Origin of the sequence: Paranoxybacillus vitaminiphilus (genome assembly GCF_003259935.1) — a bacterium.
Lineage (GTDB): Bacteria > Bacillota > Bacilli > Bacillales > Anoxybacillaceae > Paranoxybacillus > Paranoxybacillus vitaminiphilus.
In genome coordinates this window covers 81,905-103,799 of sequence record NZ_QLMH01000011.1, presented here as the reverse complement: position 1 = coordinate 103,799, position 21,895 = coordinate 81,905, and the positions used below count along the sequence as shown (strand labels likewise).

Below are 21,895 nucleotides of genomic sequence, written 5' to 3'. Positions count from 1 at the left end.
TTATTGTAAAACTGTCTAATTTATTTTAATTGTTTAAAATAATATAGAATTATCATATCAAATTTCCATGATCATGCACACCTTTCGCAAACATTAATAACAAAAAGGATGAAAGTCATGGTACGAAAACGTTATGAAAATCTTGATAACGTATCGATGAAAAAGACATTTTCCGATTTTCGCCGCTGGCAGCGGGAGCGAAAAGCAAAACAAAAAAATAGTTCCTATCAAGTTCCACATGTAGATAAGCCGGAACACTCTCTCTTGCATATGAATCGCTCACATACACTTTTATCATGGATCGGCCATTCCACCTTCGTCATTTAAGTGAACGGAGTAACGATTGTCACCGATCCTGTTTGGGCTAATCGCTTAGGAACGGTAAAACGGTTAACCCGTCCCGGAATTCCGCTCAGTGACATGCCGGATGTTGACATCGTTTTAATTTCCCATAGCCATTACGATCATTTAAATTTCGCAAGCATTAGAAAGTTAAAAGGAAATCCGCGCATTTTTGTGCCGATTGGTCTTGGACGATTATTTCGCAAAAAAGGGATTGAAAACGTTGTGGAATGTTCGTGGTGGCAAGAAAAACATTATAACAAGATCACGCTTACATTTGTTCCTGCCCAGCATTGGACAAGAAGATCGCTATTTGACATGAACACATCTCACTGGGGCGGCTGGATCATTCAAGCAGATGGAAAGCCAACATTTTATTTTGCAGGAGACAGCGGCTATTTTCGCGGCTTTAAAGAAATCGGTGAGCATTTTTCAATTGATTATGCACTCCTTCCGATTGGTGCATATGAACCGAAATGGTTTATGGGGCCACAGCACATTACCCCGGAAGAAGCAGTGCAGGCCTTTATTGACTGTAAAGCCGAAACGTTTATCCCCATGCACTACGGAACATTTCCTCTTGCCGATGATACTCCGGAAGAAGCACTTGATCGCTTGCTTGCTGAATGGACACGGCACCAATTGGATGATGAAAGGTTAAAACTATTAAAGCTTGGTGAGCTTTTACATTGTGATTAATAAAAAATGGGAGCGGCTTTTTCATTTCCGCTCCTAAAGCTTTTTCAGCAAAGAAAGATTCGTGTGGGTTTGGATATGTATATGCAAGATCAAATTGATAATTTAGAACATAGTTCAATTGATTATATATTTGGCATAATAAAAGCACCTGCCTTCAGCAAGCGCTTTTCTCTGAGATACTCCTAAACAAAAAGCCTCAAAGTATAAACAAACCGTTTGCTTGTCTTCACTCACATTTATTGACTCTTATTTTAGTTAGCAAACAGACGTTGTCTTTTCAAATTATTCGTTTTAATCATGTCAATAAACGGTTCGACAAATGTCGGATCAAACTGCTTGCCGGCGCATCGCCTCAATTCCTCGATTGCCTCTTCAAACGTTTTTGTGCGCTGGTACGGTCTTTCCGTTGTCATTGCATCAAATGAATCGATAATACATAAAATGCGGGCAAGTTTCGGAATCTCTTCCCCCTTTAAACCGTATGGATACCCCTTTCCATCGTATCGTTCGTGGTGAAGCTCCACGAGTGGAATCAGTTCTTCAAACCTTTTATCCGCAGCAAGAATCTCCTTCCCCCATGTCACATGCTTCTTTATAATTTCCCATTCGTGTGGTTCAAGCTTTCCTTCTTTATTAATAATGTCCCTCGGCACCTCTAATTTCCCGATGTCATGTACGAGCGCACCTAAAATTAACGTTTGTTTTTCATGCTCCCCTAGTTGGAGTTTTTCGCTGAATTCAATGGCATATTTAAACACGCGCTTGCTGTGCCGATAGGTATATACATCTTTCGATAAAAAGATTTTCAGCTGCTGCTCAATCGCATCAAGCTCTTCTTTAAATTGCATCGCATCAAAACAGACATTTTTCTCATCATACACTTGCACATTGTTTTTTCCTTGCGCTTTCGCATAATATAACGCCTTGTCGGCTTTATGGATTAGCTCACCGGCATCATACGTGCCCTTTTCATATTCGGCGATCCCGCATGAAAACGACAAACAACGGTACGGAAGATTTTCCACTCCCGCAAAATATGTGTCATTCACTTTTTTACGTAATCGATCCAAAACAACGTACGCCTCATCTTTTGTCGTATTCTTCATAAAAGCAGCAAATTCCTCGCCGCCATATCGGGCAAGAACATATTTTTCGCTTTCCATTTCCGTTTTCAAAAATTCCCCGAAAAACTTTAACAGCTCATCCCCTTGAAGATGGCCGTTGCTGTCATTGTATTTTTTAAAATCATCCAAATCAAGCAGCGCCACGCAAAACGGTTCCTTCAGCTTACTCCATTTAGAAAACTGTTCATCCAGCACATTTTTAAAGAAGCCGTGGTTGTACAATCCGGTTAAATAATCTTTGTTCGCTTTTTCTGACACATCTTGATACAAATACAAAAATTTGCTAAAGGCAAATGAGATCAGCACAACTAAAATGGTAAATAAAAATAAACCGAAATATTTTTCTTCTGTCATTAAAATTGTTAAAACAAGAGAAAGCAATAAAGTAACTGAATAACTTACAAATGATTCTTTCAAAATACCTATTTTTAAGACTCCTTTGAACACATTAAACAAAGTTCCTGGAGAAGAAAAAATAAAAAATAAAGACATTAATGTAATATTTAATGTAAGATAAACAATTAAACTGATTAAATGAGAAAAAATATTATGAGTATTGACCCCGCCAATTTCTCCCCCAAAAACTATAAATGAATAATAGGAGCTGATAATCATTAAAGAATACATGGAGAAATTAAAAAGATGCTTCCACCATACAATTTTATTCTTATACAAAGCATAAATTAGATTATTTAAAAATAAAACATCAAGTGTCAAATCTAATCCGTATAAAAATATACAAGCCAAATAAATAGCCGAATCCATTGAAAAGGTATTATCTTTTGGAGGAAGATAGACTAGAAAGTGATTTAGTAAAAGAATTGCTCCAGACAACATATAAATTAAAACCCAATCTTCTAGTGGTTGAGCGTAAAAACTATTCTCTAGTATAAATAATCCTAAGCCTAAAATTGAGATGACAGCTATATATAATTTCTTATAATGTTTTGAAAACGGATATCTGTTAAGGTACATATTTTATCACTCTCATTGCTAAAATTTAATAAGGAGAAGTAAATGTAGTTACTTCTCCTTTAATCAAGATTAACCAAGTTTGTACCCAGATGTCAAAGCTACAATAACGGAACCAATAATAAATAAATTAATAAGAGCTTTTTTCACTGTTGCGTTCATCGCGTTCACCTCCCTTCATTGACCGTTTGAAGGGAAGATTTGTCGTTTTTGTAATCCAGCATAAGGTGCTGGATGAAGATGAACGCACCGACGTTCATAACAACGTCACCGATGCTGATCACTTGCTCCTTCGGATACGGAGCGGAAAGCGGAATAATGTCGCCAAGAAACGGCAACAGCGTCGAATTGTCAATCGCCATATGTTTGCCATATGTTCCAGCTTTTAAAGCATCTATATATTCCAGTCCTAAAAACTGACTCGCCTCAATCGAAACCGGCATTCTTCCGCCGTTTAGAGCCATAACAATAAAATTCAATAAAACTCCAATGAAAATAATCATAAAGCCTTGGTTATGTCGGTTTAACCATAAAAAAGCAAGTCCAACTATGTAAATAGCTATAAATAAATAATTGCTTAAAGAAGCAATTACACTCAACTTATTTTGCAACAAAAATATACAAATTTCGATACCTAACAAGAGCGGAAACAACCATCCCCACTTAAGTTTCATATATGCCAACCCTTTTAAACTCCCGCCGCGAAAAAAACCGATTAACAATGATAAAATAATTCCATCGTAGACCATTTCCATTCCCCTTTTAGCGCGTGCGTGCCGTTCTCTTATTCCGCGTTTTTGCTCAATTTGTATAACCGAATTTTATTATTTTTACAAAAATAGAAAAATAACGGAATTTTTCTCTATTTTTTATTAATATATATTTTTTATAATATTGTAAATAGGTATTTTTACCTATTATATATACGCTTTTACAGAAGAAATTAAAACTCTTTCACTTTACAAATGCGTTAGTGAAATTTTATTGATAAAATAATTTTTATTCTTCTCCAAAACAGATTGATCCAGTTATTTCATGGGAATGAGGAATTTTCTATAACAAGGAGCTAACTTTACCTACAACCTTTATCGACTTTACAACTGATTTTGATTTCCTCATCGGACATCTATTACTGCAAACGCTCCAATTTTACAAGACAGGGAAGCTAAAATCATGATTTAAATCGCTTACATGTTACATGTTGACCATGACGGACTAAAATAAATTCAATGCTGCTTTCCTGCTTCTCTTCGGTCATTGGTTGGAATCGTTGATATAATTCAACTACAGCAGCGTTTTTCCCCTTCCGTTGTCGCCGTTGTTTCAACATCAAAAATTCGTGTTTTATTTTCTTGAACGTAAGCCCCCGTATTATTCCTTCTTTTAAGTCTTTAATTTGTAAAGCCAAAAGTCCGGATTCTAGTCACTAACAACAAAACAACCCCAGAAACCACTTGGATTTCTGGGGCAAAAGGAAGTGTTATTGATTTCGATTGAAAATAACGAGTTTTAATTCTGTCATCTCCTCGACTGCATACCGTAAACCTTCCCGGCCTGTTCCGCTTTCTTTCACACCGCCATAAGGCATGTGATCGACCCTGAATGTCGGAATGTCATTAATCAGTACTCCGCCGACCTGAAGTTTTTCTACAGCCTCCCAGGCAACGTGAATATTGTTTGTATAAATACCCGCTTGTAATCCGTATCGAGAATCATTCACCAATTCTATCGCTTCATCAATTGATGTGACTTTATTAATTAATACAATCGGAGCAAATACTTCTTGACAAGATACTTTCATGTCAGGCCGAGCATGAAGGATGACGGTTGGCAGTAATATATTTCCTGTTCTTTTACCGCCTACGGCAACCGTTGCCCCACCTTGTTTCGCTTCCTCAATCCACTGTAAAGATCGCTCTACATCATTCGGCGTAATCAATGCAGACACATCCGTTTTTGGATCAAGCGGATCGCCAACATTTAATTGTTTAGTGGCAGCGATAAACTTTTCGACAAACTCCTCGTAACGTTTCTCATGCACATAAATCCGTTGCAGCGAAATACAAACTTGACCTTGGAAGGAGAAGGCACCAACTACACATCGTTGAATAATGGAATCAACGTCTACATCTTCATCGACAATGACGGCGGAATTGGAACCGAGTTCAAGGGTTACTTTCTTTAATCCGGCTTTATTTCGAATGCCGATTCCAACAGCCGGACTTCCTGTAAACGTAATCATGCTGATTCGCTCATCGGTAACAAGTTTATCCCCGACCGTTTTTCCGCTTCCCGTTACTACGTTTAATGCTCCTTTTGGAAGACCTGCTTGTTCAAAAAGCTCCGCAATAAAATACGCGGAAAGCGGTGTTTGGCTCGCCGGTTTGAGTACGATCGTATTTCCAGCCGCGATGGCCGGGCCAAGCTTATGAGCAACAAGATTCATCGGGAAGTTGAACGGGGTAATCGCTCCAATGACACCGATTGGTTCTCTTACTGTAAAAGCGACCCGGTTCTCCCCACCCGGTGCAGCATCTAATGGAATCGTTTCGCCATGAATACGTTTTGCTTCTTCAGCGGCAAACTTATACGTCTGAATCGTACGCCCTACTTCCGCTTTGGCCGTTGTAATCGGCTTTGCTGCTTCAAGCGCGATCATCTGTGCTGCTTCTTCTGCTCTTTCTTGAAGGATCTCTGCCACTTTTTCTAAAATGGCTGCTCGCTTGTGTGCCGGCATTTTCGCCATCATGTTTCTCGCTTGGTAAGCCGCTTCAATCGCCCGCTCAACATCTGACTCCGTCGCTACCGGAATTTCCGCAAGTGGTTCACCTGAATAAGGCGATGTTAATGTCGTATATGAAGTTGCTTCCACCCATTCTCCATTGATATACAGTTTCTTTTTTTCCATCGTTTCTCTCCTCTTTTTTCCTTAGTATCTTTTCAATTTAAGTATATTAGCTTAACAGTGCGATAAACAACCATCCGTCTACTTTTTGACTCATCACTTCGAATTCGATTGGTGACAAGTCAACCCGCTGTTCAACTATCGTTTCATCCCTTCCGTGTGTTCCAAGTGACAGCAAGTGACAGTAAGTCGTTTATTTTGGTTCAGTGACAACACCAGTAAAAGCGGATTGATAAATTTTTCTTATATCATCTTCCAACAATGGCAAAGGGCTTCGCGCTAATAGTCTCTTTTGCTTAACAGCATCTTGAGTTAAACTCTCTAAAGCGGTTTCAGGTATATCGAAACCGCCGAGCGTATTCGGAATTCCTACATCTTTCACTAATCTTTCAAGTTCTTCTACACATTTATAAGAAGCTTCTTCTTCAGAAAGGTAAGTTGAATTTCCTCCCAAAGCATTCAAAATATCAGCCATCCGTTTTGTGCAGCTTTTTCGAATATATCCCATTACATAAGGCAACAATACAGCATTTGATTCTCCATGTGGAATATGAAATTGGCCGCCTAATGGATAGGCAAGAGCGTGGACACCAGCCACCCCGGCATTAAAGAAAGCTAATCCTGCCAGATAGCTGCCGTTGCTCATATCAATTCGAGCTTGTTTATCATTTCCATTTTCGACCGCTTTTCGCAAAGAACGACCAATGAGCCGGATTGCTTGAAGCGCCAAACCATCCGTTATCGGGTTGGCATTGACTGACACATATGCCTCAACTGCATGAGTTAGCGCATCAATGCCCGTAGCCGCTGTTACGCGAGGAGGCACAGAAACGGTCAATTCCGGATCGACAATGGCCACATCCGCTAGAAGATAATCATGTGTCACTACATCTTTTGTCGTGTCTAAGGAAAGAACGGAAATGTTCGTCACCTCAGAACCTGTTCCCGATGTAGTCGGAATCAAAATCTTAGGCAGTCCTTTTTTATGCACTTTTTTTGTGCCGGTTAAATTTAAATAGTCAGCAACCGTTCCCTCATGTACAGCCAAAACTGCTGCCAATTTGGCCAGATCCATGGCGCTGCCCCCGCCGACACCGATAACCATATCAAATTTTCCTTGGCGCGTAAATGAAACGAGCTTCTCTCCTACTTCTAATGGCGGCTCTGGAACGACATCCGTATATAGTTCTACATCGTACCCGTGTTCGATAAGAGGGTTCGTTACTCGTTGAACCAAGCCGATTTTCTCAAGTACGGGATCTGTTATGACAAGTATCTTTTTCGGTGAAAAATTTCTTACCTCCGGAAGCAATTGTTCCAAAGCTCCCCATCCAGTATAGCTGAGTGGCGTGAAAACTAGTTTGGCAAAACTCATTGTCTCCCTCTCCTTTTCTTACTCATAATATCCTTCCGTCGATTTACGAAATTTCTTAAATTGTTCAGAATCATGACCAAACCAAACTTGTGAATTTGTTTCCTTCGCAATTCGACGGATTTTTTCAACTGTATTCATATAACCGAGAGAGTCGTAAATAATGCCAGGCGGCTTAATCGGCGGACCATAGCTTTCAGCCGTATAAATAGCATCAGAAGCAAGAATAATTCCACCTGTTTCAGGCAGCTCTACATGCAATCCAAGCATGCCCCATGCATGTCCGCTTCCAAAGTTAAGCACTTTAATTCCCTCTACCAGAAGAAGATTATCTTCATGTCGCTTTACTGTACGCCATTGAAGATTATTTTTAATCCAGGCATCAATATCTGCCCAAATGTATGCTCCTTCTTTTTGATTGCGGGCATAACATTGAAGCGCACCGTTTAACTCATCTTCGTGCACAATAATCGTTGCGTTCGTAAACATTTCTAAACATCCCGCATGATCGAGATGAAGATGTGAGGCAACGACGAACTTAATATCTTCTGGTCTAATTTTTAACTGCTCTAGACGATTGTGAAGGTAACACTCTTCGCTCGCTGTCCACGGAAACATTTGCTGTGTAGATTCCGCCCAACGTCCCTGAGGTCCCATCGAGTTTGGATTGCAGGCGGTATCAAAAAGAATTTTTCCTTCCGGATGATCAATTAACACCGTATAAATTGGAAATTCCACGAATTCTGTTTGAGCATTAGGATTATGAATTGTCGCTGGGTTATGCATCGCAATCATCCAGTTTTTATCCATTCTCATCCGGCCATTATCCATCACATAAAGTTTAGGATGTGTTTTAATAACGTTCGCCATTAAAATTCCCCCTCATAATGTAGTTTTGTTCCTCTAAATGATATAAACATTGTTTTTTGTCCACTTCGTAAACTCGAATAAAGAGAACGATTTTTTCTGTAACAATCCCTCGAAAACGTTGACTGCTTTTCGGTACTTGTTTAAAACTTCTGAAAGCAGTATATTCTTGCTAAAATAAACATATGAAATCAACATTTTAAAAGTCTGTTTTAATAAAAACAAATTTTAGTTCTATCATTTCTTGTATTGAATATTTTTGCCATTTGCTTTCCTCCTTTCTTTCTGCTCACTTTCTATTACATGCAAATATCGTGCCAAGACTAAGAATACGCTTACAATACAAAATTTTTAGAATATTAACAAACAAAAAGGTGAAAAAAATCACCATAAAAAAGGAAAAACTTAAATGAATGCTGAATAAATGAATAGTGATTTTTTTCACCATATGTTGAAGTTTTTCACCATCCAAAAGATAAGGAGGTCTCCATATGAAACAAACAATAATTGATCCTCATATATGGGAAAGCATTTTCTCCTCTATCCATAACGGGGTCATTGTGGTAGATCGAAACAGGAAAATTTTATTAATCAATTCTTCTGCAAAAAAGCTTCTTCAGATAGAAAATGAAAATTGGGAAGGAAAAGATATCCGGGAGCTTATCCCAACCACCCAGCTTCCTCATGTATTAGAGAGCGGAACAAGCTCGATTGGAGTAAAGATGAACATAGCAGGACGCCAATGTCTCGTCAATCGAACTCCTTTGTACCGGGATGGCGAATTAGTCGGAGCAATCAGCGTTCTCCAAGATATATCCGAAATGGAACACTATCATTCTCTTTTCAAGCAAATGGAAACGATTATCGAATTTTCAACAGATGGAATTTATGTAGTAGATAAGGAAGGAAAAACATTAATGGTGAACTCCGCTTATGAGGAAATAACAGGCTTCCGCAGGGAAGAGCTAATAGGCAAGCATATGGAAAATTTAGTTAGACAGGGATATTTTGACCAATCTGTATCTCTTCTCGTATTAAAAGAGAAAAAATGTATTTCCATTTTGCAAAAAATCGGCGGGAAAAAGGATGTTATTGTTACAGGAAATCCTGTTTTTAATAAACAAGGTGAAATCGAAATGGTTGTGACAAGCGTAAGAGACATTTCGCATCTTATCAAGATGAAAACAGAATTGGAAAAAGCTAAAAGTTTTTCTAAAATGAGCCATAATCGCTATACTTTCTCTATTGATGGTTCAGATGAAAAAATGATCTTTCTAAGCGATCCGATGAAACGAATTATTGAAAAAGTAAAGCAAATTGCCCCTTACCCTACAAGCGTTTTGTTAACCGGTCCATCCGGTGTAGGAAAGGAAGTAATTGCCAATCTCATCCATCATTTAAGCAGCCGGAAAGACAAACCGTTTATTAAAGTAAATTGCGGAGCCATTCCGGAACAGTTGCTGGAATCAGAGTTATTTGGTTACGAGAAAGGTGCTTTTACAGGAGCACGGCAAGACGGAAAAATAGGCCTGTTAGAATTAGCGGATCAAGGAACGATTATGCTTGATGAAATAGGTGAAATGCCATTAACTCTGCAGGTGAAGCTGCTGCGCGTTTTACAAGAAAAACAAATCCAAAGAATAGGCAGCAGTAAAGTTAAAAACTTGGATATACGAATTATTTCTGCAACGAATCAAGATTTAAGGAAGTTAATTTCGCAAGGGAAATTTCGTGAAGATTTATATTATCGGCTGCAAGTGGTTGAAATTCATATTCCGCCATTAGCCGAACGCCCGGAGGATATAGAGCCGCTATTGGATCATTATTTTTCTTTTTATTGCAAACTATATCGCATGAACAAACACTTATCTCCTGATACAAAAAATATTTTAAAAAATTATCATTGGCCCGGAAATGTGAGAGAATTAAAAAACCTTATAGAAAACATGATCGTTTCCGTACCGTCACAATCGATAGAACCTCACGATCTGCCGTTGCATATTTATGAGCAAACAAATTCAGGTGCTTCTCTAACACTTAAACAACGGGTCGAACAGTTTGAAAAACGAATGATTAGCGAGGCGATTCAAAAACATTCATCTCTTCGAAAAGCCGCGGAACAATTAGGAGTGGATCATTCTACTCTTGTAAAAAAACTCAAAAAATGGAACATGTCTGTTCGTAAGTAGCTGCTGATTGTAAAATCGAAGTTAGATTTTAGATATTAGGTAAGTACTTTGTTCTCCAAATCAGAGAATATTTTAACATTATTGACTTTTTAAAACCGTTTTAACATGTTCACCGAAAAAGTCTCCCACCTCTAAACAGAGTGTAGGTGGGAGAGATTCATCGGGGTGTTTCATGTCACCTTATGGGGAATTAATATCCGCCATAACCACCATACCCGCCTAGACCTGTACAAGAACATCCTACAATGACAAGTAAGACGAATAAGACAACAATTAAGGCAAACATGCTGCGAATTCCATCGCTCATATATAACACCTCCCATTCATAGTGAATAATCGATTTTTATGAGAATAACAGGTTCGTTACTAGCTCATAAAAAGCGAATGATTAGGGATGGCTAAATATGTTATCCCTGCTATTAAGATATGTTTTAAGAAAAAATTGGATTGGACAAACTCATCAATTAAAGAAAAATTCCACATTTATCTAACCGATATTATTTCGTTTTATTGCTAATCACCCAAATGTTTGCGTTCTTCTGCTTTTTTCGCTTCTTCTCTTTGCTTTTCTTCTTGTCTTTTTGCTGAGTAACTTTTTCTAATATTTCTTTTGATATTTTGTTAACTTGTTCATTAGCTTCTTCAATGATTTTCGCACGTGTCTCAACTAAATTCGTTTGAACGACGGTTCGTTCTTTCTCATATTCTTCTTGGCCAATCTCACCGGATGCCAGTGCTGCCTCTAGCTCAGCGATTTTTCTCTTGCCTTCAAGCTCTTTTTCTTCAAGTTTTGCTAATTTTTCATTCATTTTCTTTTCTAGTTTTTCTTTTGCTGTTGCAATATTTTTCGCAAGATCTTCTTTCTTCTTATGCGCCGTTTGTAAAGCTAGGATATTTTGTGCGAATGCTGCCTCTAATTGTTCACGAATGGAATCCGTTTCAACTGATAAATCTTCTGTTTGTTCCTTCGTAACTTTTTCTGGTTGTTCTTTTGTTACCGACTCAGCAACATGCTCTTCATCCGCTTTTTCTTGTTCAACTTTTTTAGATTGCTCCCAAACTTCAAGCAGCTCGGAAGCTACTCTATTCCAATTGTACCGGGAAACAGCAAGCTCTCTTCCTTTTTCCCCCATTCTTTTCATCAATGATTTGTCTGATAAGATTTGTGAAATCTTTTCTGCAAAACAGCCTGGATCCTCCGGGTTTTCCACGATAAGACCGTTCTCATTTAAGAGAATAACTTCAGGGTTTCCTCCTCTTGCTGTTGTTACGATCGGAAGACCTGCGGCCATCGCTTCATAGTGTACCCGCGCCAACGGCTCTTGCCATTGCGAAGTACATACAAATAAATCAGCTGCCGCAAACCAATTTTGTATTTCATCCGGCGCAACAAAGCCTGTTGTTACAACGGGCATCGGCAGCTTTTTTGCCAATGCCCGTACATATGCTACATAATCGGTTACGTCATTTTGGCTAAACCATTTGCTTCCAACTATTACTAACGCTAAATCTTTAAATTTTTTGGAAAGCTCCGGCAGCGCTCGAACTAATTTATCGACCCCTTTATTACTTGAAAGTCTTCCTGCAAATAAAATAACGGTTTTATTCTCTAAGCCATTTGCTTGCCGAAGTTCATTGCGTATTTTTTGCATTTTTGGATGATTTCTAGGCAAAAATCTCTCGCTGTCCACTCCGGAATAAATCGTACGTATCTTTGATGAAGCTTCTGGATATAGAGCGCTGATTACATTTCCAACATAATTACTAACTGTTACAATATTTGACACTTCTCCTAATGCTGCCTTTGCTTCTTCTGGAGTAATTTTTTCTGGATTGAACATATCATTGTGCATGCTTAAAGTAATTTTTGCTTGAGGGGCTGCATTTCGGACAGGCATGACGAGGCGTGGGCGATTAAAAATGTGGATCAGATCAAATGGATTCGATTCAACATAACGAACAACACCTTCGCGATATATTTCGAATATTTTTCCAGGTACGCGTACATAATGAATTCCATCTATGGTTTCTTGATCCGGAAGCGATGGATCACTTATTCCCAAAACCGTAATATCATGAAATTTGCTTAAATGTGGAAGAGTACCGGAAATATAAGTTTGGATCGCTCCGCCTAATACGGGAGGAACAGGAAGTTTTTCCGTACAAATCATTAAAATTTTCATATTTATTCCATTCCCTTCCAATCATTTTGAATTTCTTCCAACACAGGCCACTTTGACTGATCGGTATCGACAATCGTTTGGATTAATTGGGTTGTTTGTTCATTGAGAAAGATTTCAGGTTCATACACGACTTCTTTTATATTTTTGTAAAATTCGTTTGGCAGCGACAAATCAATTAGTAAAATCTCATATAATTGAGCAGTTATCGGATTGGCTTCATGGTACGCCTTAATCATTTCCCGTACCCACGTCACATCCCATCTGTATAAATCCGCCATTGTCCCGCTAATTAGCTTTCTTAAATCACGAATTGGAAGGTCAAATGCAACACCGTCAAGGTCAATAATCCACATTCCGTTGGCTCCCATTTGTCCATTGGACCAACCATAGTCCTGGTGAACTAACCCCCAATATGCATTTCCTTGCTTGCTCAATTCAAAATAGCTTGATTGAGTGAGCCTCTCTAGACTTCTTCTTGCTTGCTCTTCAAACTCATCGACCACATTCAATAAATGTGAACTTGCCGGCATTTCCTCATAAGCTTTGGCAAGACTTCGAAACCAATCCATTTTCTCTATGACTTTTTCATAGCTTTTTGGCCACTTATGCAATCTCGAAGCAATTTCAGCCCGTTCAGGAGGGATGTATCCCTTGCTTAAACGATGAAATTCTCCGAGGGCGTAACAAAGCTGCTTTGCTCCTTCTAAATCTTTTGTAACCGGTGCCAATGGTTCGATCCATTCGGCCACGAACCATAGCTTTCCGCCTGCCTCAACATAATTTTTTTCATCCTTTGTTTTTATGATTGGCGGCACCCTTGCTTCCTGAACATCAACTAAATATTCCTGAGCTCCCAGACTGAACAAACTTCTAGTTGGTCTTCGGTGCAACAGCTTCAAACTTTTTGGTCCTAAATTTGTCTCAAGCTTCCATATAGCTCCGCCTTTGTCCGGCTTGGTTGTGATTACTTGAATGTTATGAACGGATAAATCATAACTTTGAAGAACCTCTTCTGCTAATTGTTCAATATAGTCAGGTACAAAAAATTCATGAGTCAGTTCATCGACCACCCATGGTTCAATTACCGTCTTCTCCACACTATCCCTCCTATGAAATAGAAAAGCATCAGCTCAAACATTATTCTTGCCGTTCATTCAGCTCATAAAGGAGTTTACTCTCCTATCAAGCCTTACCTACGATAAAAAAGATAATTTGAGTGAATTTTATTTAATCTTTTTTCGAAAGATACAAAAAAGAAACACGAATCTGGCTTAGAATGAATATACTAGGTTATACCCAATAAATAGGAATTACATCAAAAAAAGCCTATAATAGTAGAACCTTCCTTTTTCCTTCCTGTTCAAAGCCCGCCATTCATCACCAGCCCCGCTTCCTTTAACGATGGAATGCTTTAGAGAAAATAAACAGAAATTCATAGGTGCAGTCATCGGCAAAAGCAGCGAACGACATTAAGTCACTTTTTGTATTATAGTTCGTGGAATAGGGCATCTTAAAATAAGGTATGCTGCATTTTTAATAAGGTATAGACAAATATAATAGTAAAGGCTGTTTTTTTAGTACAACTTAACATTGAAGTCATTCAGTCAATTTTATGTGCATGATAGTTTGACGGATGCAGGTATCATAAAACCCAGAAACCGTTTAGGCTTCTGGGTTTTATAATTTCTAAATAATTATCAATACTTCTTTAGGTAACCTTTTCGTTTGAAGCTCAAGAAATCATTGCAACTGCTCCCTCATTCTTGTAAAATGGACTTCTGAATTTAGTACGGGATAAATAAGTTTTGATACGAACCCATACATCTATACAAGGAGTCTTAAGCTATCAAACAGCGGGTTCAATATGTACAAGCCAGTAAAAGAAAAAGCATAAGAAGACCTTGATTACATTTCGAGGAGAAAAGAAAAGGAACCAAAGTCAACTCTGATTCCTTCTACTTAACCAATTTTATACTGTCTACTTTTACGATCGCAATGCACAGGCACTGATTTAACTTTTCTGTCTAAAACAAATTTTCATTTCTTCAGCTTACCCTGATATCCAGTCGAGATATCTATAGTTTGGATGCATTTTTAACAATTCTGATACGGTAACAAATTTGTATCCCCTTTTTTTAAGTTCAGGTAAAATTTGCTTGAGCGCTTCGATCGTTTGACGGCGATCCCCGCCGTAATCGTGAAATAAGACAATATCACCGTTTCGAGCATTAAGCAAAACCTTTTTACAATATTACTGACACCCGGCTCTTTCCAATCATACGTATCTTGATGCCATGACCACATCACGACTGTATACCCTTCTTTGTTTGCTACATTGATGATGGTTTCATTATAATACCCTCCTGGCGGGCGAAATAATTTAGGAGAAAATCCAGTCAATTCTACAATCGTTTGTTTTGCTTTTCTTAATTCTTTTCTAATTTCTTCTTCGGTAAGCCCTCTGAAATTGGAATGATTGTATGTATGATTAGCTAATTCATGACCGTCCAAAATTTCACGTTTTACTATATCGGGGTGAGCTTTTACACGGGAACCAACTATAAAAAAGGTTGCCTTGGCTTTGTATTGTTTTAAAATATCTAGAATTTGTGGAGTATATTTTGAACTTGGTCCATCATCGAATGTCAATGCAATTACTTTCTCTTTAGTTGGTACTTCCCAAATCGCTTTTCCTTGTTCTTCATAAAACCATCGTCCTTTATTATTGTTTGCTGTTATAGGTAATACATAAATAAATGACAGAACAACAGAACAACCTATCATAGAGATGAACCTTTTGAAAAACGTTTTATTTATCATCAAAACACCAACACTTTCTATGTGAATTCGTTGTTTGTGTTAGGATACTTATTTCTCCGTTTTTTTATAATTTTTCACAATCATTATTTTTTATGTTGATGTTGGTAATTCTTTTAAAACCAGTTCATGGAGGGGATGATGTATAAAATTTTGTGTAAGCAATTCACTAAATAAAAAGAAAAGAGGCAGGGCATTCTCAGATTTGCACAACAATTCTAAGAAAGGAGAACCCTGCCTCATGGATAAAAAGTATACCGAATTTTGACTTTGTCAATCAACTAGAAAACCTAATTCGTAAATTTCTTAAGATAAAGATACCGAAATTTGTAAATAACATAAGGAGTATGGGGAGACATGGCGTTTCCTTTCATAAGACTGAATATTCAGTCTTATGAAAGGTATACACGAGACCTCCTCCCCTAATAAAAACAAAATCTGAGAATACTCTAAGTATTCTTACACAAAATTCTTGAGGGTACGACAAAATTAGAAAATATTTGTTTTAGTATCATTTCTAACCTTTAAGCCCACCACATCTCGGTTAATGTTTCTTTAAAAAGAATTCCTTTTAACAGGCTTACCGCTTTGCTTAATCCTTCATCAATGGAGGCGAGCATATCTTCATGCTCAATAGAAAGGACATAATCATATCCTATCGCGCGTAAAGCACTGACGATATCCTTCCAAACCTTTTCGCCATGACCATAACCGACTGATCGGAACGTCCAGGAACGATCTAAGATTTTACTGTAGTGCTTTGTATCTAATACACCGTTCACGCGAATATTCGCTTTATCCAAATATGTATCTTTCGCATGGAAATGGAAGATGGCATTTTCACGTCCCAGTTTTTTAATGGCTTCTACCGGGTCAATACCCTGCCATACTAAATGACTCGGATCAAAGTTGGCACCAATGCTAGGTCCTACATGTTCCCTTAATTTTAATAAAGTCTCCGGATTATATACGACAAACCCCGGATGCATTTCAAATGCAATTTGATTGACTCCATGTAATTCCGCAAACTTCGCCTCTTCTTTCCAATAAGGGATCACCACTTCATTCCATTGCCATTCTAATACTTCTAAATATTCAGGAGGCCAAGAACAAGTCACCCAGTTCGGATATTTTGCATTTGGATGATCTCCGGGACATCCGGAAAAACCATTAATAACAGATACGCCTAAACGTTCAGCCAACAGTACTGTTTTTCTCCATACTTCATGAGATTCAGCAGCAAACTTTTTGTTAGGATGAAGCGGGTTTCCATGACAGCTTAGTGCACTAATTGTTAATCCTCTGCTTTCTATTGCACGCTGGAACGCCTTTATTTTTTCCGGATTTTCAAGCAGCTCATCCGGGTTACAATGACTGTTCCCCGGATAATTGCCAGTACCTAACTCGATGGCTTCAATGCCCATTTCACATATCTTATCAAGCATGTCTTCAAAAGCTAAATTTTGATAAAGTACTGTAAAAACACCTAATTTCATTGAAATACCTCCTGCCCTGTCTGTACTTTCACCCATCTTTTCTCCTCATTGCTTTTCAAAATCGCTTCAATCAACTGCATAATGTGGTGACCATCCTCAATCGTGGCAAACGATGTTGAGGATGGGTTCGGAGATGTTTTTACTGCTTGGTAAAAATCAATGAATAGATTTTTTAAGCCATCTGGCCAACCTTCTTGATGTCCGCCAGGGTAGTGTGCGAGCGAAGCAGGGAAAGCTGATAATAATGAAGGATCACGTACAAGCTCTATATTCGCCTCATCACGTCTGCCAATCCACAATTTATTCGGTTCCTCTTGATTCCAATAAAGAGTACCTGATTTTGCAGCAATTTCAAACGTGAGACAATTTTTCCTGCCGGCGTTCACCTGTGATACGACAAATACACCGTGAGTACCGTCTTCAAAATGAACCATCACACTTCCGCAGTCTTCACTGTCAACCTGTATTTCCTCAAACACTTCCTGGCCTTTGCTTTTAAATGTTTCGACTTCTCCAATCGGTCGTTTTCGTATTGGATGTACAGTCTTTAAATCAGCAAATACTTCTACAATTTTCTTATTAAGAACATATTGAACGGTATCACACCAATGTGAGCCGATGTCAGCAATGGCACGAGATTTACCGTTTCTTTTCGTATCTAAACGCCAGTTGTAATCTGTATCATACAGAAGCCAATCTTGAAGGTAAGTTCCATGCACAAAATGAACTGGTCCATATTCCCCTTTTTGAATGAGCTCCTTTGCCTGAGCGACAAGCGGATAATGCCGATAGTTAAAACATACTCCGGCTACTACATTTTTTGATTTAGCCAATTCCACTAATTCGCGTGACTCTTCACTCGTCATTGCCAGCGGTTTTTCCGATAGTAAATGCTTACCCGATTCTAACACTTTTTTATTGATATGATAGTGTAGATAGTTCGGAGTGCAGTTGTGAATCACATCAATTTCCGGATCACAGATTAAATCATCTACACTTCCATAAAATTTTGGAATCGCAAACTGCTCTGCTGTTTTTTTCGCTTTCTCTAACGTACTGGCACTGATCGCTGCCACTTCAATACCATTCAATCGTCTTAAAGCTTCTATATGCGATTTCGCAGAAAATCCCGTTCCAATAATTCCTACTTTGATGATCGACATATGCTTCCTCCTATTTCTTTAATGTTTTTCTTCCGAATGCTACAGCTAAAATAATGATTAATCCTTTCACAATCATTTGTTGACTAACATCAAGCCCCATTATGATTAAACCATTGTTAATCGTACCAATCATTAATGAACCAATGACTGTTCCAATAACTGTACCAACTCCGCCAAATAAACTTGTTCCACCAAGAATAACAGCTGCAATCACAGATAGTTCATCGCCTTCTCCAAATGTATATCTCCCTGCGTGCATCCGCCCTGCATATAACATTCCAGCAAATCCAGCCATCAAACCGGATCCTACAAAGACTAAAAATTTAATTTTTGAGGTTTTCACACCTGAAAATTTTGCAGCCATCTCATTTCCGCCGGTTGCTAATGTTTGTCTTCCAAAAGCTGTCTTTTTCAAAATAATATGACCAATAATAGTAATAATGAGTGTCCAAATTAATAAAATAGGAATTGAGCCAATGTCACCTGAGCCAAATAAAAAATTAAACGTTGAATGAACAATTGGAACTGGTGCCGTATCTGTAATCCACATCGCTAATCCCTTTACAATTCCCATCATCCCTAGCGTTACAAGAAAAGAGGGGATTGCCACTTTGGTAATAAGAAGCCCATTGATGATTCCAATCGCCAGCCCCGTTCCTAATCCAGCAGCGATTCCTCCAAATAAACCAAGACCCGCTTGGAGTGCTAATGCAGCTGTTAACGAAGCTAATGCAGTAATTGAGCCGACAGAAAGGTCAATTTCACCCGTGCTGATAACAAAAGTCATCGCTACTCCCATAATCGAGATCATCGCGGTTTGTCGTGCGATATTTAATAAATTGGACGTTGTTAAAAATCCTTCATCATGTAAAGTAATAGAAAAATAGATGATAACACCAACGAACGCAATATATACGATATAATTTCGCCAATCAAATGCTTTTAATCGTTTAGCAGGACTTAAATTATTTTGTAGATTGAATGAATCATTCATCTTAATATCCTTGGATGGCATGTTGGAGTACCTCCTCTGAATCAATCTCTTTTCTTTTCAGCTCCTTAACAACTCTACCTTCATGAACTACAATGATTCGATCACTTACTGCGAGAAGCTCAGGAAGTTCTGAAGAAATGACTAATATTGATTTTCCACTATCCGCTAATTCACGAATAATATCAATAATCTCCGTTTTCGCCGCAATATCCACCCCAATAGTTGGTTCATCTAAAATCAAGATATCAGGGTTATTCGCTAACCATTTTGCTAAAACAATTTTTTGCTGGTTCCCTCCAGATAACAATCCAGCTGTTTTAAAAATATCATCCGTCTTAATATTTAACCTTTCAACAAACTGTTCAGCTATCTTATTTGCCTTTCGCTCATCTAAAAAGACTCCTTTTTTTATTTTGGAAAGAATAGGCAAAATAATATTTTCTTTTACACTATGTTGAAGTATGAGTCCTTGCATTCTTCGGTCTTCCGGAATAAGTGCGAGACCTGCAGCAATTGCATCAGTAGGACTTTTAATTGTATGTTTTTTTCCTTTTACAAAAATTTCCCCGCCATCTATTGGATCGATTCCAAAGATTGCGCGGACCATCTCCGATCTCCCGCTCCCCATTAATCCGGCAACACCAAGAATCTCTCCAGGATATAAACGAAAACTAATATCTCTTACTTTTGTTCCAGACGAGAGATTTTTTACTTCTAAAATAGGAGTTCCTTCAATCGAATAAAATCTTTCTTTCCATTCAAATGCTTTATCTAAATCAGCACCTACGATATGCTGAATTACTGTTTCCATAGTGATCTCGTCACAACTTTCAGTAGCAATTTTTTTGCCGTCACGTAAAATCGTAATTCGATCGCAAATTTGAAAGATTTCATCCATACGGTGTGATATATAAATAATGGAAATACCTTTCTTTTTTAGCTTGTTTATAAAATTAAAAAGAATTTCTGTTTCTTTTTTAGTTAAGGATGAAGTTGGTTCATCCATGATTAAAATTTTTGCGTTCTGTGATAAAGCTTTCGCAATTTCAGTCATTTGCCAATAACCTACACCAAGGTTTCCGATAATATCTGTTGGATTGATATCAACTTCCAATTCCTTCAATAATTCTTTTGTTTTTGCAATACATTCTTTATCATTAAGAATTCCAATTGCGTTTTTTGGTTCCCTCGTTAAAAATATATTCTGAGCAACAGTTAACGTCGGAACTAAGCTAAACTCTTGGAAAATCATTGATATATAATTTCTTTTCGCATCTTCAGTATCATTAATAGACACTTTTTTTCCTTCTATAAAAATTTCTCCTTCATCAGCTTGATAAACCCCTGTTAATATTTTCATCAATGTTGATTTTCCAGCACCGTTTCCTCCCATAAGGGCGTGAACTTCTCCTTTTCTTAGTGAGAAGCTTACGGAATCAAGAACCTTAATACCATTAAAAGATTTTGAAATTCCTTCCATCGATAGTAGAGGTTGCTCCATTATGATCACCTTCCTTTAATAGGGGCTACTCTTGTTAAGAGTAACCCCAAAAACTTCTAATTTACATTCACCAATTTCTTATCTAAATTTACCCAAACCCCTTTTTCAGCGGACTCTAAAATTGCGTCACAAATGACTGCAATACGATAACCATCATAGAAGTTTGGTGAGACCTCAGTATCTTCGACAATGGATTTTAAGAAATCATAAATTTCAATGATTTTTGTTTCTCCATATCCGATTCCTAATGCCGGAATTGGCCATAATCCCTCACCATATGGGTGTGCAGGTCCTGTATAAACTGTTCTGAATCCTTTACTGTCACTTGGGTCATCAGCAAAACATACTTGCAGTTCATCACGACGCTCATAGTTAAAATATAATGAACCTTTTTCACCATGAATTTCAAATGTTAAGAAGTTATTACGACCCCAAGCATTACGGGTTGCTTCTATACTACCAATGGCACCGTTTTCAAACTTCAATAAAGTAGAAAATTCATCATCAACATCAACTACACCCTTAGGAGCATCTGATTCACCTTTTATTGTTCCTAACTTATCAACGCCACTAGTTTGAATCGGTCTTTCCGGTACCCACGTTTTCGTAATAGCCATAACCTCTGAAATTTCACCTACAAGATAGCGGGCGAAATCAATAACATGTGTTCCAATATCACCTAATGCACCAGAACCGGCTACTTTTTTCTGGAAACGCCATGATAATGGTGAATTAGGATCTGCTGACCAATCTTGCAAATAAGTTCCACGGAAATTAAGGATTTTACCAATTTTTCCTTCTTCAATATATTTTTTAGCAAGAGCAACAGCTGGTGTTCTTCTGTAGTTGAAAGCAACCATATGTTTGACTCCAGCTTCCCTCACTGCATCCCACATCTTCTTTGCTTCTTCGGCATTTCTTGCTAACGGTTTTTCACAAATAATATGCTTTCCAGCTTTCGCAGCTGCAATAGCGATTTCCGCATGCGAATCATTCGGTGTTACGATATCAATAATATCAATACTTGGATCCTCTACGACTTTTCTCCAATCAGAAGTATAGTTCTCATAACCGAAACGTTGGGCAGCTTCTTTTGCTAATTCTTCTGTTACATCTACTATTGTTTTACGATACGGAATCCCCGGAGCAGGCCAGAAGAACATAGGCATCCCCGCATATGAAAGCGAATGCGCTTTCCCCATAAATCCAGCACCGATCATTGCTATGTTAAACTTTTTCATATTTGTAACCTCCCTGTTAATCTCAAAAAT

At 38.1% G+C, this 21,895-nt stretch carries 14 protein-coding genes and 2 pseudogenes; 2 read left to right on the top strand and 14 right to left on the bottom strand.

Annotated elements, in window-relative coordinates:
- Positions 1 to 117 precede the first annotated feature (117 nt).
- Positions 118 to 1,041: pseudogene (locus B0I26_RS12745) on the top strand (MBL fold metallo-hydrolase).
- A gap of 251 nt (positions 1,042 to 1,292) precedes the next feature.
- On the opposite strand, the gene B0I26_RS12740 reads toward B0I26_RS12745, so the two are convergent.
- From B0I26_RS12740 to ahlS, 5 genes are all read right to left on the bottom strand, one after another.
- Positions 1,293 to 3,140, bottom strand: a complete 1,848-nt coding sequence (locus B0I26_RS12740) for a diguanylate cyclase (RefSeq protein ID WP_111645807.1) — start codon at positions 3,138 to 3,140, stop codon at positions 1,293 to 1,295.
- Positions 3,141 to 3,304: 164 nt separating this feature from the next.
- The gene (locus B0I26_RS12735) at positions 3,305 to 3,886 is read right to left on the bottom strand and encodes a DUF5317 domain-containing protein (protein ID WP_111645806.1); all 582 of its coding nucleotides are present in this window, start codon (positions 3,884 to 3,886) and stop codon (positions 3,305 to 3,307) included.
- 731 nt (positions 3,887 to 4,617) lie between these two features.
- The gene (locus B0I26_RS12725) at positions 4,618 to 6,045 is read right to left on the bottom strand and encodes an aldehyde dehydrogenase family protein (protein ID WP_111645804.1); all 1,428 of its coding nucleotides are present in this window, start codon (positions 6,043 to 6,045) and stop codon (positions 4,618 to 4,620) included.
- 190 nt (positions 6,046 to 6,235) lie between these two features.
- Positions 6,236 to 7,417 carry an iron-containing alcohol dehydrogenase gene (locus B0I26_RS12720; RefSeq protein WP_111645803.1) on the bottom strand — a complete coding sequence of 394 codons (1,182 nt, stop codon included), beginning with the start codon at positions 7,415 to 7,417 and terminating at the stop codon, positions 6,236 to 6,238.
- 18 nt (positions 7,418 to 7,435) lie between these two features.
- Complete coding sequence (ahlS, locus tag B0I26_RS12715) at positions 7,436 to 8,284, bottom strand: AhlS family quorum-quenching N-acyl homoserine lactonase (RefSeq protein WP_111645802.1); 849 nt, start codon at positions 8,282 to 8,284, stop codon at positions 7,436 to 7,438.
- Positions 8,285 to 8,772: 488 nt separating this feature from the next.
- Between ahlS and B0I26_RS12710 the strand changes: the two genes are divergently transcribed.
- Positions 8,773 to 10,470 carry a sigma-54 interaction domain-containing protein gene (locus B0I26_RS12710; protein ID WP_111645801.1) on the top strand — a complete coding sequence of 566 codons (1,698 nt, stop codon included), beginning with the start codon at positions 8,773 to 8,775 and terminating at the stop codon, positions 10,468 to 10,470.
- Positions 10,471 to 10,660: 190 nt separating this feature from the next.
- Here B0I26_RS12710 and B0I26_RS12705 read toward each other — a convergent pair whose 3' ends face one another.
- The 9 genes and pseudogenes from B0I26_RS12705 to B0I26_RS12665 form a co-directional block, all read right to left on the bottom strand.
- Positions 10,661 to 10,777, bottom strand: coding sequence for a YjcZ family sporulation protein (locus B0I26_RS12705; protein ID WP_111645800.1), 117 nt, complete (start codon positions 10,775 to 10,777; stop codon positions 10,661 to 10,663).
- 190 nt (positions 10,778 to 10,967) lie between these two features.
- Positions 10,968 to 12,653: a glycosyltransferase family 4 protein gene (locus B0I26_RS12700; protein WP_245934789.1), complete on the bottom strand. Its 1,686-nt coding sequence runs from the start codon at positions 12,651 to 12,653 to the stop codon at positions 10,968 to 10,970.
- Between the two features lie 2 nt (positions 12,654 to 12,655).
- Positions 12,656 to 13,750 (bottom strand): CotS family spore coat protein, encoded by a 1,095-nt coding sequence (locus B0I26_RS12695; RefSeq protein ID WP_111645799.1) that lies wholly within the window; start codon positions 13,748 to 13,750, stop codon positions 12,656 to 12,658.
- 953 nt (positions 13,751 to 14,703) lie between these two features.
- Positions 14,704 to 15,473: pseudogene (locus tag B0I26_RS12690) on the bottom strand (polysaccharide deacetylase family protein).
- Between the two features lie 521 nt (positions 15,474 to 15,994).
- Entirely contained in the window at positions 15,995 to 16,966 is a 972-nt protein-coding gene (locus B0I26_RS12685; protein WP_111645798.1) for a sugar phosphate isomerase/epimerase family protein, read from the bottom strand.
- Positions 16,963 to 18,129, bottom strand: coding sequence for a Gfo/Idh/MocA family protein (locus B0I26_RS12680; RefSeq protein WP_111645797.1), 1,167 nt, complete (start codon positions 18,127 to 18,129; stop codon positions 16,963 to 16,965). Before B0I26_RS12680 ends, B0I26_RS12685 begins: the two co-directional genes overlap by 4 nt.
- A gap of 10 nt (positions 18,130 to 18,139) precedes the next feature.
- Positions 18,140 to 19,144 carry an ABC transporter permease gene (locus tag B0I26_RS12675; protein WP_111645796.1) on the bottom strand — a complete coding sequence of 335 codons (1,005 nt, stop codon included), beginning with the start codon at positions 19,142 to 19,144 and terminating at the stop codon, positions 18,140 to 18,142.
- Positions 19,125 to 20,624, bottom strand: a complete 1,500-nt coding sequence (locus tag B0I26_RS12670) for a sugar ABC transporter ATP-binding protein (RefSeq protein ID WP_111645795.1) — start codon at positions 20,622 to 20,624, stop codon at positions 19,125 to 19,127. The genes B0I26_RS12675 and B0I26_RS12670 overlap by 20 nt, the downstream gene beginning before the upstream one ends.
- A 56-nt stretch (positions 20,625 to 20,680) precedes the next feature.
- On the bottom strand, positions 20,681 to 21,865 hold the full coding sequence (locus tag B0I26_RS12665) for a levoglucosan dehydrogenase (protein WP_111645794.1): 1,185 nt from the start codon (positions 21,863 to 21,865) through the stop codon (positions 20,681 to 20,683).
- Between the last annotated feature and the right edge of the window lie 30 nt (positions 21,866 to 21,895).